Source organism: Mammaliicoccus sciuri (assembly GCF_025561425.1).
Lineage (GTDB): Bacteria > Bacillota > Bacilli > Staphylococcales > Staphylococcaceae > Mammaliicoccus > Mammaliicoccus sciuri_A.
Genome location: NZ_CP094824.1, coordinates 2,042,260 through 2,055,608, shown reverse-complemented (window position 1 = coordinate 2,055,608; position 13,349 = coordinate 2,042,260). Strand labels below are relative to the sequence as shown.

Genomic DNA, 13,349 nt, shown 5'->3' with positions numbered 1-13,349 from the left:
ATTATTATAAAGTATGGAGGCATATCATGAGTAGAGAGTATGTAGTTATAGGTTTAGGCCGATTTGGCGGAAGTATTGTAAGAGAGCTCAATGCTTTAGATATGGATGTAATGGCCATAGATGCAGATGAAGCAAGAGTGAATGAGTTCAGTGATATCGCCACACATGCAGTGATTGCAGATACAACAGATGAAGCGGTCATGAAAAGTTTAGGTATACGCAATTTCAATCATGTCATTGTTGCGATAGGTGAGAATATACAAGCGAGTACGTTAACAACATTAATTCTTAAAGAATTAGGTGTTAAAAAAGTTACAGCTAAAGCTCAGAACGATTATCACGCTAAAATTCTAAATAAAATAGGTGCGGATACTGTTGTCCATCCAGAAAGAGATATGGGTCGTCGTATCGCACATAATGTTGCTAGCGCATCTGTACTAGACTACTTAGAACTCTCTGATGAGTATTCAATTGTAGAAATTAAAGCAGGGGAAAGACTTGCTGGTAGTTCTATATTAGAATTGGATGTACGTGCAAATTACGGTATCAATATCATTGCTGTTAAAAGGGGTAAAGATATCATCGTAGCACCAGATCCAAATGAAAATATTGAATTTCATGATATATTAATCGTGATAGGTCATGACAATGACTTAAATAGATTCGAGAAAAAACTCGTAAACGAATAAAAGAACACCCGTAATTTCTAAAAATTACGGGTGTTTTAATGTTTTATTTAATTTTCATGATAATTGGTAAAATCATTGGTTTACGAGCTGTTTTTTCATATAAATAAGGTTGTAAAGCTTCAGTAATTGTAGATTTAACGTGATGCCATTCTACTTTGTCATTATTATTTAGCTTTTCAATAACAGCTTTTTTGATTAATCGTTGTGCATCGTAAATTAAATGACCTGATTCTCTCATATATACAAATCCTCTTGAGATGATATCTGGTCCTGAGAGTAGTTGTTTCGTTTTGAAATCTATACTTACAACAACTATTACAAGACCTTCTTCAGAAAGGACTTTACGGTCTTTAATTACGACATTACCAATGTCTCCAATTCCGCTACCATCAACAAATACATTTCCTGATGGAATACGGCCAGCATATCTTGCAGAATCTTTAGTAAGTGCGAGCACATCACCAATTTCATAAACAAATATATTATCTGGATCTACACCACAGTTCACACCAGTTTTACTATGTTTCTTAAGCATTCTATATTCACCGTGAATCGGCATAAAATATTTAGGCTTAATTAAACGTAACATTAATTTTTGTTCATCTTGTGAACCGTGACCTGAAGTATGAATGTTAGATAATTTACCGTGAATAACATCAGCACCAGCTTTGTATAATGCGTTGATTGTTCTATTTACACTCTTCGTGTTACCTGGAATTGGTGATGAACTGAATACAACTGTATCATCTGGAATAATGCTGATTTGTCTATGTGTACCATTCGCAATTCTTGATAATGCTGCCATTGGTTCACCTTGAGAACCTGTACATAAAATAAGAATTTCATGTTTAGGAACGGTATTAATTTTGTTAGGTTCAATAAATGTTTCAGGTGGTACTTTGATATAACCTAATTCTGTACCAATTTTAATATTGTTCTCCATTGAACGACCGAACACAACGATCTTACGATTGTATTTAACGGCTGCTTCAACAGCTTGTTGAACTCTATAAATATTAGATGCAAATGTTGCAAAAATAATTCTACCAGAACATTTACGGAAAATCTCATCTACGTTTTGTCCAACTTCCTTTTCACTTAATGTAAAGTTAGGAACTTCAGAGTTTGTAGAGTCTGATAACAAACATAATACGCCTTCTTCACCAAGTTGAGCCATTTTAGCAATGTTTGCAGGTTTGCCAACAGGTGTGAAATCAAATTTGAAGTCACCTGTATGAACGATTTTACCTTCTGGTGTATCTGCAATAATCCCGTATGCTTCTGGAATACTATGTGTTGTTAAATAAAATGAAATTTTGAAATGTTTGAATTCAAATACAGAATCTTCATCAATTTCATTTAATTGAGCTGTCTTCAATAAATTATGTTCTTCCAATTTATTTCTAATAAGACCTAAAGCAAGTGGTCCACTATAAATCGGAACATTCATTTGCTTTAATAAAAATGGGACACCACCAATATGGTCTTCGTGTCCATGAGTGATAAATAAAGCTTTCACTTTATGTTTATTTTGAATTAAGTACGTATAATCTGGTATCACGTAATCGATACCAAGAAGATCGTCATCAGGGAATTTAATACCTGCATCGATGACAATGATTTCATCTTGATATTCGAGGGCGTACGTGTTTTTACCAATTTCACCGAGACCACCCAGTGCGTATACGCCTACTTCATTTTTTTGTAAAGGCTTCATTTAGATTGTCTCCACATTAAAGTGATCTGATTTCTTTTCATATTCTAAATGAGCGCCCTCTAATTTTTGGACAAATTCGATATTGTAATTACGGTCAGATAAATATCTTCTAACTTGTTCTTCAGTTTGTCCTTCGAAATATTTTGTTTGTGTACTTTCACGTACGATTACTTCACTTTTGTCTTCTTGAAAAAATACTTTAAATACTGCCATATATATAAATCCTCCTAGGTTAATTAACATAAATAAAGCCCTAGTTTTTAAGTCTAGGGTTTGTCAATTTCGAAATTTGATTCCCGTACATTTTTAAAAGTAATTATATGAAAATATATAAATACCTTTTTAATAAGTTCATTTTACATGATAATTAGAGATAAATAAAGATATTTAACTAAATCTTTCATATATATTGATTATCAACTAGAATAGAGACAAGGAGGCGATGAAAGTTGAATAAGAAATTAATATTTTTCGATATAGATGGTACAATCTATGATGAAAACAAAGAAATTCCAGAATCAACTATTGAAGCGATAAAAAAATTAAAAGAAGCTGGCCATATCGTCGCAATTGCAACAGGAAGAGCACCATATATGTTTAAAGAAGTTATTAAAGAAACAGGTATAGATACTTTTGTTTCGCTAAACGGACAAATTGTTGTATATAATGGAGAAATTTTAAGTAAATATCCATTAAATAAAGAGGAACTTACGAGCATAGTAGACAAAGCACATGCGAATAATCATCCACTAGTATTCTTCGGTGAAACTGCAGTATATGCAAATGTAGAAAGTGATAACGACATTTCTGAAAGTCTTGGAACATTAAAGATGGATTATCCAGAATACCACAATACATATTATCTTGATCACCCAGTTTATCAAACACTTATTTTCCATGCTGATGATGAAGATGACAAGTACGATAATCAATTCAATGCATTGAAGTTCTATAGATGGCATCCACTAAGTAGAGATGTTGTGCCAAATGATCGTTCTAAAGCAGAAGGCATAAAAGAACTCAGTGATAAATTAGGATTCCCATTAAACGAAGTAGTAGCATTCGGTGATGGACCTAATGATGTAGAAATGATTACTGAAGTAGGGTGTGGTGTAGCAATGGGGAATGCCGTTGACGCACTAAAAGAAGTTTGTGATTTTGAAACGAAACATGTAAGTGAAAATGGTATATACTATGCTTGTAAAGAATTAGGATTGATAGATGAATAGGATGTGAATTTTATGGATAAGGTCGAACGCATCATCAAAACAATCGATGCAGAAAAAAACAAATCTGACAAACAATTTAAAGGAATAGAATTTAATATTCGAAAAAATGAAGTTGTGATGATTTATAACTATGATGAAATGATTAATAACGTTAAACAAGATCCACATTACATTCGACATAACAAAGATCCAGAATGGTTAAGTTTGGACGAATTAACCGCTATTCAAAAAGCATTAAAAGAAAAAAACATTCATTTCATCGAACGAAGAGATGAATTTATGTAATGAACAAAATTATGAAACAGAAGAACAGTAATCTACAATTGGAAAATTGAGATTACTGTTTTTTATTGAGTGATAGAAGAGAAACAAGGGTGATGTGCGAGTTAGGGACATAATTCTGAGAAATGTCCGTAAGATGGGGCATATCTAATTACCAGAATTCAGAATAATGACAGTAAAAAGAGCGAATACCGACTGAATGGTATTCGCTCTTTTATCATCATACTTATTAATTAATTTCTACTGCATCATCGAGTGGTTTGAATGGATCTTCTTCATTAATATAGTCATAGAACATGATGCCATTTAAATGATCGATTTCGTGTTGCAATACGATTGCTGGATATCCTTTGAATCTTTTCTTAAATGGATTTCCTTCTATATCGTATGCTTGAATTGTTATTTTATAATTACGATGAACAAGTCCTGGTTTAGCTTCGTCTACACTTAAGCATCCTTCTCCGCCATTTAAATATGCTTTTTGTACGCTATGGCTTACGATTTTAGGATTGATAAGTTGAAGTTCGATTTGGTTTCCTTTTCCGTCATCTTGTATATATACAGCTAACATTTTTTTAGAAATATTGATTTGTGGAGCGGCAAGTCCTACGCCAGAACGTAATTTGTATTTTTTAGCAAGATCTTCATCTTGAGAGTTCTTTAGGAATTCCATCATTTCATTTAATGTTTCTTTGTCTTCAGTCGATACTGGTAATTCTACTTCTTCGGCTTTCTTTCTAAGTGTTTCGTGGCCGTCACGAATAATATTTTCCATCGTTATCATTTACATGCACCTTCCTCATATAAAATATTATCAAAAACTGGTCATTTTTACATCTATTATTAATTGTATAAATAAAAAAAACAGAGTAACATATTGATAGGATTAAAAGGAGGAATTACCAATGATTGGCAAGAAATTTGTAACATTAACATTAGCGACTTCAATAATTTTAACAGCGTGTGGTCAATCTAAAGAATCACTTGAATCTTTTTATAACAAAGTTGAAAAAGCAAATAAAGAAGAAAAAGTTATTGTTGATTTAAATGAGAAAATGACTAAGGCAGAAAAAGATAAAGTTCAAAAAATTGAAGCATTAAATAAAGCTAAAAATGATGACTTTAAAGCAAAAGCGCAAGAATTAACTGACGGTATAAAAGATAGAGAAGAAATTGTAAAAGATGAAAAAGCTGCAATGAAGAAATCTAAGGACATTTATGAATCATCTAAAAAAGACTATAAAAATATAGAAGATGAAGAACAATTAAAAGAAGCTAAAGATTTAAAGAATGCTTTAGATGAAAAGTATAAACTACATAATGAAGTAATGAATGCATATCAAGAAGTATTAAAAACTGAAAAAGATTTATTTAGTTACTTATCAAAAGACAATGCTACGCAAAAAGGTGCAAATGATCGTTCTTCTAAATTAACTGAAGTTAATAAAAAGACTGAAAAAGTTGTAACAGATTATCAAAACACATTAAGAAAAGTCCAACAAGAAAAGAAAGATGTTTCAGCTATTTTAGATAAATAATTTGTATTAGTACAGCTAATATTATGTTTTAGTACAGTTACATAGAAACCTTTAATTGTGGGGTTTTTAAGATGTTAGTATTTTTTATTTAACAGTAAAACAGTTTTGTGTTAGAATGATTAAGAAATGATTATTTAATATAGGGAAAGGTATGGTGAATTGAATGGCTCCGAGAAAAAAAGCCCAATTCGATGCAGTAGCGACTTTAAATGAAATAGAGTCTAAGTTTGAAATGGTTCAAGTTTTAGATGAAGAAGGAAATGTCGTAAATAGTGACTTGTTACCGGACTTATCTGACGAAGAACTTGTTGAATTAATGGAAAGAATGGTTTGGACTCGTGTTCTAGATCAACGTTCTATTTCATTAAATAGACAAGGACGTTTAGGTTTCTATGCACCAACAGCTGGACAAGAAGCTTCACAATTAGCTTCACATTATGCGTTAGAGAAAGAAGACTATGTATTACCTGGTTACCGTGATGTGCCACAATTAATTTGGCATGGTTTACCATTAACAAAAGCTTTCTTATTCTCACGTGGACACTTTATTGGAAACCAATTCCCAGAAGGTGTTAATGCTTTAAGTCCACAAATTATTATCGGTGCACAGTTTATCCAAACAGCTGGTGTAGCACTAGGTCTTAAAAAACGTGGTAAGAAAAATGTTGCAATTACTTACACTGGTGATGGCGGTTCTTCACAAGGTGACTTCTATGAAGGTATCAACTTTGCTTCTGCTTACAAAGCACCTGCAATTTTCGTTATCCAAAATAACAACTATGCGATTTCAACACCTCGTGACAAACAAACAGCTGCTAAAACATTAGCTCAAAAATCAGTAGCAGTTGGTATTCCAGGTGTATTAGTAGATGGAATGGATGCATTAGCAGTATATGCAGTAACTAAACAAGCGCGTGAACGTGCAGTAAATGGTGAAGGTCCATCATTAATCGAAACATTAACTTACCGTTACGGTCCACATACAATGGCTGGTGACGATCCAACTCGTTACAGAACTTCTGATGAAGATTCTGATTGGGAAAAGAAAGATCCATTAGTACGTTTCAGAAAATATCTTGAAGCGAAAAACTTATGGTCTGAAGAAAAAGAAAACGAAGTAATGGAAAAAGCTAAAGAAGAAATTAAAACAGCTATTAAAGAGGCAGACAATACACCTAAACAAAAAGTTACAGACTTAATGGAAAACATGTATGAAGAAATGCCTTACAATTTAGCTGAACAATATGAAATTTACAAAGAGAAGGAGTCGAAATAAGTCATGGCACAAATGACAATGATTCAAGCGATTAACAATGCGCTTCAAAACGAATTAAAAAGAGACGAAGATGTTCTATTATTCGGTGAAGACGTTGGTGTAAACGGCGGTGTATTCCGTGCAACAGAAGGTTTACAAAAAGAATTCGGTGAAGATCGTGTATTTGATACACCTCTAGCTGAATCAGGTATTGGTGGTCTAGCTTTAGGTTTAACGCTTGAAGGTTACCGTCCTGTCATGGAAATCCAATTCTTTGGTTTCGTATTTGAAGTTATGGACTCAATTGCTGGTCAAATAGCTCGTCACCGTTTCCGTTCAGGTAACTCTAAAGTGGCTCCAATCACAATCCGTGCACCATTTGGTGGTGGTGTGCATACACCAGAATTACACGCAGATAACTTAGAAGGTTTAGTAGCACAATCTCCAGGTTTGAAAGTTGTTATTCCTTCAAACCCTTACGATGCTAAAGGACTATTAATTTCTGCAATCCGCAGTAATGACCCAGTTGTTTATTTAGAACACATGAAGTTATACCGTTCATTCCGTGAAGAAGTACCTGAGGAAGAGTACGAAGTAGAAATCGGTAAAGCTAAAGTTAAACGTGAAGGTACAGATTTAACAATCATCGCTTATGGTGCAATGGTTCAAGAATCATTAAAAGCAGCTGAAGATTTAGAAAAAGATGGTTATTCAGTTGAAGTTATTGACTTAATCACTGTTCAACCATTAGATATTGAAACGATTGTTAAATCAGTAGAAAAAACAAACCGTGTAATCGTAGTTCAAGAAGCTCAAAAACAAGCAGGCGTTGGCGCAAATGTTGTAGCTGAAATTTCTGAAAGAGCTGTTCTTTCATTAGAAGCTCCTATTGCACGTGTGGCAGCTGCTGACACTATTTATCCATTCACACAAGCTGAAGGTGTTTGGTTACCAAACAAAAAAGATATCGTAGCGCAAGCTAAAGAAACATTAGAGTTTTAATGCGCATTAAAATACGGATTTAATATTTAGGAGGAAAAAATCGTGTCATTCGAATTTAAATTACCAGATATCGGTGAAGGTATCCACGAAGGTGAAATTGTAAAATGGTTTGTTAAAGCAGGAGACGAAATTCAAGAAGACGATGTATTATGTGAAGTTCAAAATGATAAATCTGTCGTTGAAATTCCATCACCTGTTGCAGGTAAAATTGAAGAAGTTATGGTTGAAGAAGGTACAGTATCTGTTGTTGGTGATACAATTGTTAAAATTGATGCACCTGATGCAGAAGGCTTACAATTCAAAGGTCATGACGACGATGAAGAAAAAACTAAAGAAGAAGCACCAGCTGAAGAAGCTAAAGAAGAAGCAACTACTGAAACTCAATCAGAAAATGTTGATGAGTCTAAACGTGTAATTGCTATGCCTTCAGTTCGTAAATTTGCTCGTGATAACGATGTAAATATTAAAGCTGTTTCAGGTTCAGGTAAAAATGGCCGTATCTTAAAAGAAGACGTTGAAGCTTACTTAAATGGTGGCGCTACTACAGAGCAACCAGCTAAAGAAGAAGCTCAAACTTCATCTGAAGATACACAAGCAGTACAATCTCCACAAGTACCAGAAGGAGAATTCCCTGAAACTCGTGAGAAAATACCAGCTATGCGTAAAGCAATTGCTAAAGCAATGGTTAACTCTAAGCATACTGCACCTCACGTAACATTAATGGATGAAATTGATGTTCAAGAATTATGGGATCACCGTAAAAAATTCAAAGAAGTTGCTGCTGAGCAAGGTACTAAATTAACATTCTTACCATATGTTGTTAAAGCATTAGTATCTGCACTTAAGAAATACCCAGCATTAAATACTGAATTTGATGAAGAAAATGGTGAAATTGTTCATAAACATTACTATAATATAGGTATAGCTGCGGATACTGATCGTGGTTTATTAGTACCAGTAGTTAAAAATGCTGATCACAAATCAATGTTCGAAATTTCTGATGAAATTAACGAATTAGCTGTAAAAGCACGTGACGGTAAACTACAAGCTAACGAAATGAAAGGCGCAACATGTACGATAAGTAATATCGGTTCAGCAGGTGGACAATGGTTTACACCAGTAATCAACCATCCTGAAGTAGCTATTTTAGGTATCGGTCGTATTGCTCAAAAACCTATCGTTAAAGATGGAGAAATTATTGCTGCACCTGTATTATCACTATCATTAAGTTTCGACCACAGACAAATTGATGGTGCTACTGGACAAAATGCAATGAACCATATTAAGAGATTATTAAATAATCCAGAATTATTATTAATGGAGGGGTAAAAATGGTAGTTGGAGATTTTCCTATTGAAACAGATACTATTGTAATTGGAGCAGGTCCTGGTGGATATGTTGCAGCAATTCGTGCAGCACAATTAGGACAAAAAGTAACAATCGTTGAAAAAGGCGAATTAGGTGGCGTATGTTTAAATGTTGGTTGTATCCCATCTAAAGCTTTATTATCAGCATCACACCGTTTCTACAACGCTCAACATTCAGAAGATATGGGTGTTGTAGCTGAGAAGGTAGCATTAAACTTCGAAAAAGTTCAAGAATTCAAAAATGGCGTAGTTAAAAAATTAACAGGCGGCGTAGCTGGATTAATGAAAGGTAACAAAATCGATGTTGTTAACGGAGAAGCATATTTTGTAGATGAAAATAACTTAAAAGTTATGACTAAAAAAGCATCTCAAACTTATACTTTCAAAAATGCTATTATCGCAACTGGTTCACGTCCAATCGAAATTCCTAATTTCAAATTTGGTAAACGTGTAATCGATTCTACAGGTGCATTATCACTTCAAGAAGTACCTAAAAAATTAGTAGTAGTAGGTGGCGGATACATTGGATCTGAGCTAGGTACTGCATATGCTAACTTTGGTTCTGAAGTAACAATCCTTGAAGGTGCTAAAGACATTTTAGGCGGATTTGAAAAGCAAATGACTCAAATCGTTAAAAAAGGTCTTAAAGCTAAAGGTGTAGAAATCGTAACAGAAGCGATGGCTAAATCAGCTGAAGAAACTGATAACGGCGTTAAAGTTACTTACGAAGCTGGCGGAGAAACAAAAGAAATCGATGCTGACTATGTATTAGTTACAGTAGGACGTCGACCAAATACTGATGAATTAGGTCTTGAAGAATTAGGTCTAAAAATGTCAGATCGTGGTTTAGTTGAAGTTGACGAACAAAGCCGTACTTCAATTAGCAATATCTATGCAATCGGTGATATCGTTGCTGGACCTCCACTTGCTCACAAAGCAAGTTATGAAGCTAAAGTTGCTGCTGAAGCAATTGCTGGTGAAAAATCAGCTGTGGATTACTTAGGTATTCCTGCAGTATGTTTCACTGAGCCAGAATTAGCTACAGTAGGTTACACAGAAGCTAGCGCTAAAGAAGAAGGATTAGAAATTAAAGCTGCTAAGTTCCCATTTGCTGCAAATGGTCGTGCATTAGCATTAAATGAAACTGCTGGTTTCGTTAAACTTATCGCTTTAAAAGAAAATGGTATTCTAATTGGTGCACAAGTTGCTGGTACAGGCGCTTCAGATATCATTGCTGAATTAGGTTTAGCAATTGAAACAGGTATGACTGCTGAAGACGTATCATTAACAATTCATGCTCACCCAACATTAGGTGAAATTTCTATGGAAGCTGCAGAAGTAGCATTAGGAACACCTATCCATACAATGTAATCATAAAAATATAAGGCTGAGACATATTTATGTCCCAGCCTTTTTTTGTAAAGGAGTAGAAAATATGGAGTATAGTTATCCAATAGATGTGGATTGGACGCAAGAAGAGATTCTCGAAGTGATGGCTTTCTATAACCTTATAGAAGATGCATATGAAAGTGAAGCAAATAGAGAACAGTTAGACAAAGCTTATAAAAATTTCAAAAAAATTATTCCTGGTAAAGCTGATGAGAATAATTTTTATAAAGCTTTCAAAGAAGAAAGTGGTTATGATGGCTATAAAGTTGTAAAAGCTTTAAAAGAGAATAAAGAAGCGACAACGATTTCAGTTAAATAATATTATAAAATCCCCCAAAAAAGTGTTGAACTATAAAATGATTTCTGTTATTTTATTAAAGGTACTAAACTTAATGTTTAGTAAAAGTAAACATTACACTTTCTTGGGGGATTTATGAATATAGGAGAAAAACTTAAAAATTTAAGGTATCAAAAGAACCTAACACAAGAAGAACTTGGAGAGCGTACAGATTTATCTAAAGGGTATATTTCGCAATTAGAAAGAAATTTATCTTCACCATCTATGGAAACTTTTTTGAATATTTTAGATGTATTAGGGGTTGAACCGAGTGAGTTTTTTAATGAGAAATTGTATCAAGCTCGTATACATTATCCTGAACAAGCACACACGATATATGATGAATATGATTTAGGTTACAAAATAAAATGGCTCGTTCCAGATTCCAATGAATTTGAAATGGAACCTGTAATTATCACTTTAAAAAGTGGATCTAAATATAAAGCATTTAGCCCATCAAATTCTGAAACATTTGCATATGTAAAAAAAGGATTAATAACTTTGAATATAGGGAATCAAACATATACTGCTAAAAGTGGAGAATGTTTTTATTTTAAAGCGCATGAAACGCATCAGTTTTTAAATCAATCTAGCAAAGATGCTGAAGTATTGATTGTAGCTACAGAATCGTATTTATAGGAGGTAAGGCATGAAACAACCAATCATAAAGTTCGAAGGCATTTCAAAGAACTTTAACAACACGCAAGTATTAGATGATGTCAGTTTTGAAATTGAAGAAGGTAAATTTTATACATTATTAGGTCCGTCAGGTTGTGGTAAAACAACTATTTTAAAATTGATAGCAGGATTTGAAACACCAACTAAAGGTAATATTTTGTTTAATAATAAAATTATTAATAAAGTGCCAGCAAATAATAGGAAAGTAAATACAGTTTTCCAAGATTACGCATTATTTCCTCATTTAAATGTATACGACAATGTAGCATTTGGACTAAAAATAAAAAAGTTAAATAAAAAAGATATTCAAACTAAAGTAAAAGAAGCATTAAAATTAGTGAAACTTGAAGGATATGAACAACGTAAAATCACTGAAATGAGTGGTGGTCAAAAGCAACGAGTTGCGATTGCTAGAGCAATTGCGAATGAACCTGAAATTATCTTGCTTGATGAGCCATTATCAGCATTAGACTTAAAGTTAAGAACGGAAATGCAATATGAATTACGTGAATTGCAACAACGACTAGGTATTACGTTTATATTTGTTACACATGACCAAGAAGAAGCATTAGCAATGAGTGATTACATATTTGTTATGAAAGACGGTAAAATTCAACAAAGTGGTACGCCTGTCGACATATATGACGAACCTGTTAATAAATTCGTAGCTGATTTCATTGGTGAATCTAATATCGTTACTGGTGTTATGAAACGTGATTATGTTGTTGAAATGTACTGTATTCCTTATGAATGTGTAGATGCTGGATTTGAGAAAGATGCTAAAGTTGACGTCGTGATTCGTCCAGAAGATATCACGATTAAATCAGAGAATGAAGGTCGTATCTCTGCAGTTGTTGATTCTCAATTATTTAGAGGCGTTCATTATGAAATTTGTTGTTATGATGCGCAAGGTAATGAATGGATAATCCAAACGACGAAAAAAGCAACAATCGGTGAAACAGTAGGACTTGATTTTGATTCAGAAGCGATTCATATTATGTTGCCAGGTGAAACTGAAGAAGAATTTGATCGTCGAATTGAAAGCTATGAGGATGAGGAACATGCATAAAATAAAATCATTATTACTCGTACCTTACATGATATGGATAGTATTATTTATTATCGTACCGATTGCTATGATTTTCTATGCATCATTACTTGATATTCATGGACACTTTTCATTCGAGAATTACAAAAACTTTTTTACAAGCAGTTATTTAGAAATGACATTAAGTTCAGCTTGGTATGCATTAATTATAACTTTCTTTTGTTTACTCATCAGTTATCCTTTAGCGTTAACACTTAGAAATGCTAAACATAAAGATATATTATTATTACTTATAATATTACCAACTTGGATTAACTTGTTACTTAAAACGTATGCTTTTATCGGCATTCTTAGTCATGATGGTTTATTAAATAAAATCTTAAGTGTATTTCATGTACCATCAACAGAATTATTATTTACAAGTACAGCATTTATCATCGTTTCGGTTTATATTTATATTCCATTTATGCTGTTACCAATCTTTAATTCAATGGATGAAATACCAGAGAATTTATTGCAAGCTTCAAGAGATTTAGGTGCAAATAGTTTTACAACATTTAAAAATGTAATCGTGCCTTTAACATTAGAAGGTGTGAAAACGGGTATCCAAATTACATTTATACCAGCATTATCATTATTTATGATTACACGTTTAATCGCAGGTAATAAAGTTGTTAACTTAGGTACAGCAATTCAAGAACAGTTTTTAGTTACACAAAATTATGGTATGGGTTCTACGATAGCTGTGTTCTTAATATTAGCTATGGCAATTATACTCATTATTACGAAATCTAAATCAGAGAATAAGGAGGTATAGT

General features: G+C 33.2%; 15 protein-coding genes. 12 read left to right on the top strand and 3 right to left on the bottom strand.

What is annotated here, in order from left to right; all coding sequences use genetic code 11:
- Nucleotides 1–26 precede the first annotated feature (26 nt).
- Nucleotides 27–689, top strand: a complete 663-nt coding sequence (locus MUA60_RS10715) for a potassium channel family protein (RefSeq protein WP_262648220.1) — start codon at nucleotides 27–29, stop codon at nucleotides 687–689.
- A 43-nt stretch (nucleotides 690–732) separates the two neighbouring features.
- On the opposite strand, the gene rnjA is transcribed toward MUA60_RS10715, so the two are convergent.
- Together rnjA and MUA60_RS10705 are read right to left on the bottom strand one after the other, a co-directional pair.
- A complete protein-coding gene (gene rnjA / locus MUA60_RS10710) occupies nucleotides 733–2,406 on the bottom strand; it encodes a ribonuclease J1 (protein ID WP_262648219.1) in 1,674 nt (557 codons plus the stop codon).
- Nucleotides 2,407–2,619 (bottom strand): DNA-dependent RNA polymerase subunit epsilon, encoded by a 213-nt coding sequence (locus tag MUA60_RS10705; protein WP_048542221.1) that lies wholly within the window; start codon nucleotides 2,617–2,619, stop codon nucleotides 2,407–2,409.
- Between the two features lie 236 nt (nucleotides 2,620–2,855).
- Here MUA60_RS10705 and MUA60_RS10700 point away from each other — a divergent pair, with 236 nt between their 5' ends.
- Nucleotides 2,856–3,635, top strand: coding sequence for a Cof-type HAD-IIB family hydrolase (locus MUA60_RS10700; protein ID WP_262648218.1), 780 nt, complete (start codon nucleotides 2,856–2,858; stop codon nucleotides 3,633–3,635).
- A gap of 12 nt (nucleotides 3,636–3,647) precedes the next feature.
- Nucleotides 3,648–3,920: a hypothetical protein gene (locus MUA60_RS10695; protein ID WP_262648217.1), complete on the top strand. Its 273-nt coding sequence runs from the start codon at nucleotides 3,648–3,650 to the stop codon at nucleotides 3,918–3,920.
- A 226-nt stretch (nucleotides 3,921–4,146) separates the two neighbouring features.
- On the opposite strand, the gene def is transcribed toward MUA60_RS10695, so the two are convergent.
- Nucleotides 4,147–4,701, bottom strand: coding sequence for a peptide deformylase (gene def / locus MUA60_RS10690; RefSeq protein WP_262648216.1), 555 nt, complete (start codon nucleotides 4,699–4,701; stop codon nucleotides 4,147–4,149).
- 121 nt (nucleotides 4,702–4,822) lie between these two features.
- On the opposite strand from def, the gene MUA60_RS10685 reads away from it, so the two are divergent.
- The 9 genes from MUA60_RS10685 to MUA60_RS10645 all read left to right on the top strand — a co-directional run bounded on the left by MUA60_RS10685 (nucleotide 4,823) and on the right by MUA60_RS10645 (nucleotide 13,348).
- Complete coding sequence (locus MUA60_RS10685; protein WP_204257492.1) at nucleotides 4,823–5,455, top strand: YkyA family protein; 633 nt, start codon at nucleotides 4,823–4,825, stop codon at nucleotides 5,453–5,455.
- Between the two features lie 163 nt (nucleotides 5,456–5,618).
- Nucleotides 5,619–6,731 carry a pyruvate dehydrogenase (acetyl-transferring) E1 component subunit alpha gene (gene pdhA, locus MUA60_RS10680; RefSeq protein ID WP_025905176.1) on the top strand — a complete coding sequence of 371 codons (1,113 nt, stop codon included), beginning with the start codon at nucleotides 5,619–5,621 and terminating at the stop codon, nucleotides 6,729–6,731.
- Between the two features lie 3 nt (nucleotides 6,732–6,734).
- On the top strand, nucleotides 6,735–7,712 hold the full coding sequence (locus tag MUA60_RS10675; RefSeq protein WP_262648215.1) for an alpha-ketoacid dehydrogenase subunit beta: 978 nt from the start codon (nucleotides 6,735–6,737) through the stop codon (nucleotides 7,710–7,712).
- A 42-nt stretch (nucleotides 7,713–7,754) separates the two neighbouring features.
- Nucleotides 7,755–9,041, top strand: coding sequence for a dihydrolipoamide acetyltransferase family protein (locus tag MUA60_RS10670; protein WP_262648214.1), 1,287 nt, complete (start codon nucleotides 7,755–7,757; stop codon nucleotides 9,039–9,041).
- A 2-nt stretch (nucleotides 9,042–9,043) separates the two neighbouring features.
- Complete coding sequence (gene lpdA, locus MUA60_RS10665) at nucleotides 9,044–10,450, top strand: dihydrolipoyl dehydrogenase (RefSeq protein ID WP_262648213.1); 1,407 nt, start codon at nucleotides 9,044–9,046, stop codon at nucleotides 10,448–10,450.
- Nucleotides 10,451–10,514: 64 nt separating this feature from the next.
- Nucleotides 10,515–10,787 (top strand): UPF0223 family protein, encoded by a 273-nt coding sequence (locus MUA60_RS10660; RefSeq protein WP_025905172.1) that lies wholly within the window; start codon nucleotides 10,515–10,517, stop codon nucleotides 10,785–10,787.
- Between the two features lie 114 nt (nucleotides 10,788–10,901).
- Entirely contained in the window at nucleotides 10,902–11,444 is a 543-nt protein-coding gene (locus MUA60_RS10655; protein ID WP_262648212.1) for a helix-turn-helix domain-containing protein, read from the top strand.
- 10 nt (nucleotides 11,445–11,454) lie between these two features.
- On the top strand, nucleotides 11,455–12,552 hold the full coding sequence (locus MUA60_RS10650) for an ABC transporter ATP-binding protein (RefSeq protein ID WP_262648211.1): 1,098 nt from the start codon (nucleotides 11,455–11,457) through the stop codon (nucleotides 12,550–12,552).
- Nucleotides 12,545–13,348, top strand: a complete 804-nt coding sequence (locus MUA60_RS10645) for an ABC transporter permease (RefSeq protein WP_262648210.1) — start codon at nucleotides 12,545–12,547, stop codon at nucleotides 13,346–13,348. Before MUA60_RS10650 ends, MUA60_RS10645 begins: the two co-directional genes overlap by 8 nt.
- Nucleotide 13,349: the final 1 nt, after the last annotated feature.

Coding starts and splice junctions, on each gene's coding strand:
- MUA60_RS10660 (WP_025905172.1), top strand. CDS start 10,515: ATGGAGTATAGTTATCCAATAGATGTGGATTGGACGCAAGAAGAGATT.
- MUA60_RS10645 (WP_262648210.1), top strand. CDS start 12,545: ATGCATAAAATAAAATCATTATTACTCGTACCTTACATGATATGGATA.
- MUA60_RS10715 (WP_262648220.1), top strand. CDS start 27: ATGAGTAGAGAGTATGTAGTTATAGGTTTAGGCCGATTTGGCGGAAGT.
- MUA60_RS10705 (WP_048542221.1), bottom strand. CDS start 2,619: ATGGCAGTATTTAAAGTATTTTTTCAAGAAGACAAAAGTGAAGTAATC.
- pdhA (WP_025905176.1), top strand. CDS start 5,619: ATGGCTCCGAGAAAAAAAGCCCAATTCGATGCAGTAGCGACTTTAAAT.
- MUA60_RS10685 (WP_204257492.1), top strand. CDS start 4,823: ATGATTGGCAAGAAATTTGTAACATTAACATTAGCGACTTCAATAATT.
- MUA60_RS10655 (WP_262648212.1), top strand. CDS start 10,902: ATGAATATAGGAGAAAAACTTAAAAATTTAAGGTATCAAAAGAACCTA.
- MUA60_RS10695 (WP_262648217.1), top strand. CDS start 3,648: ATGGATAAGGTCGAACGCATCATCAAAACAATCGATGCAGAAAAAAAC.
- def (WP_262648216.1), bottom strand. CDS start 4,701: ATGATAACGATGGAAAATATTATTCGTGACGGCCACGAAACACTTAGA.
- lpdA (WP_262648213.1), top strand. CDS start 9,044: ATGGTAGTTGGAGATTTTCCTATTGAAACAGATACTATTGTAATTGGA.
- MUA60_RS10675 (WP_262648215.1), top strand. CDS start 6,735: ATGGCACAAATGACAATGATTCAAGCGATTAACAATGCGCTTCAAAAC.
- MUA60_RS10650 (WP_262648211.1), top strand. CDS start 11,455: ATGAAACAACCAATCATAAAGTTCGAAGGCATTTCAAAGAACTTTAAC.
- rnjA (WP_262648219.1), bottom strand. CDS start 2,406: ATGAAGCCTTTACAAAAAAATGAAGTAGGCGTATACGCACTGGGTGGT.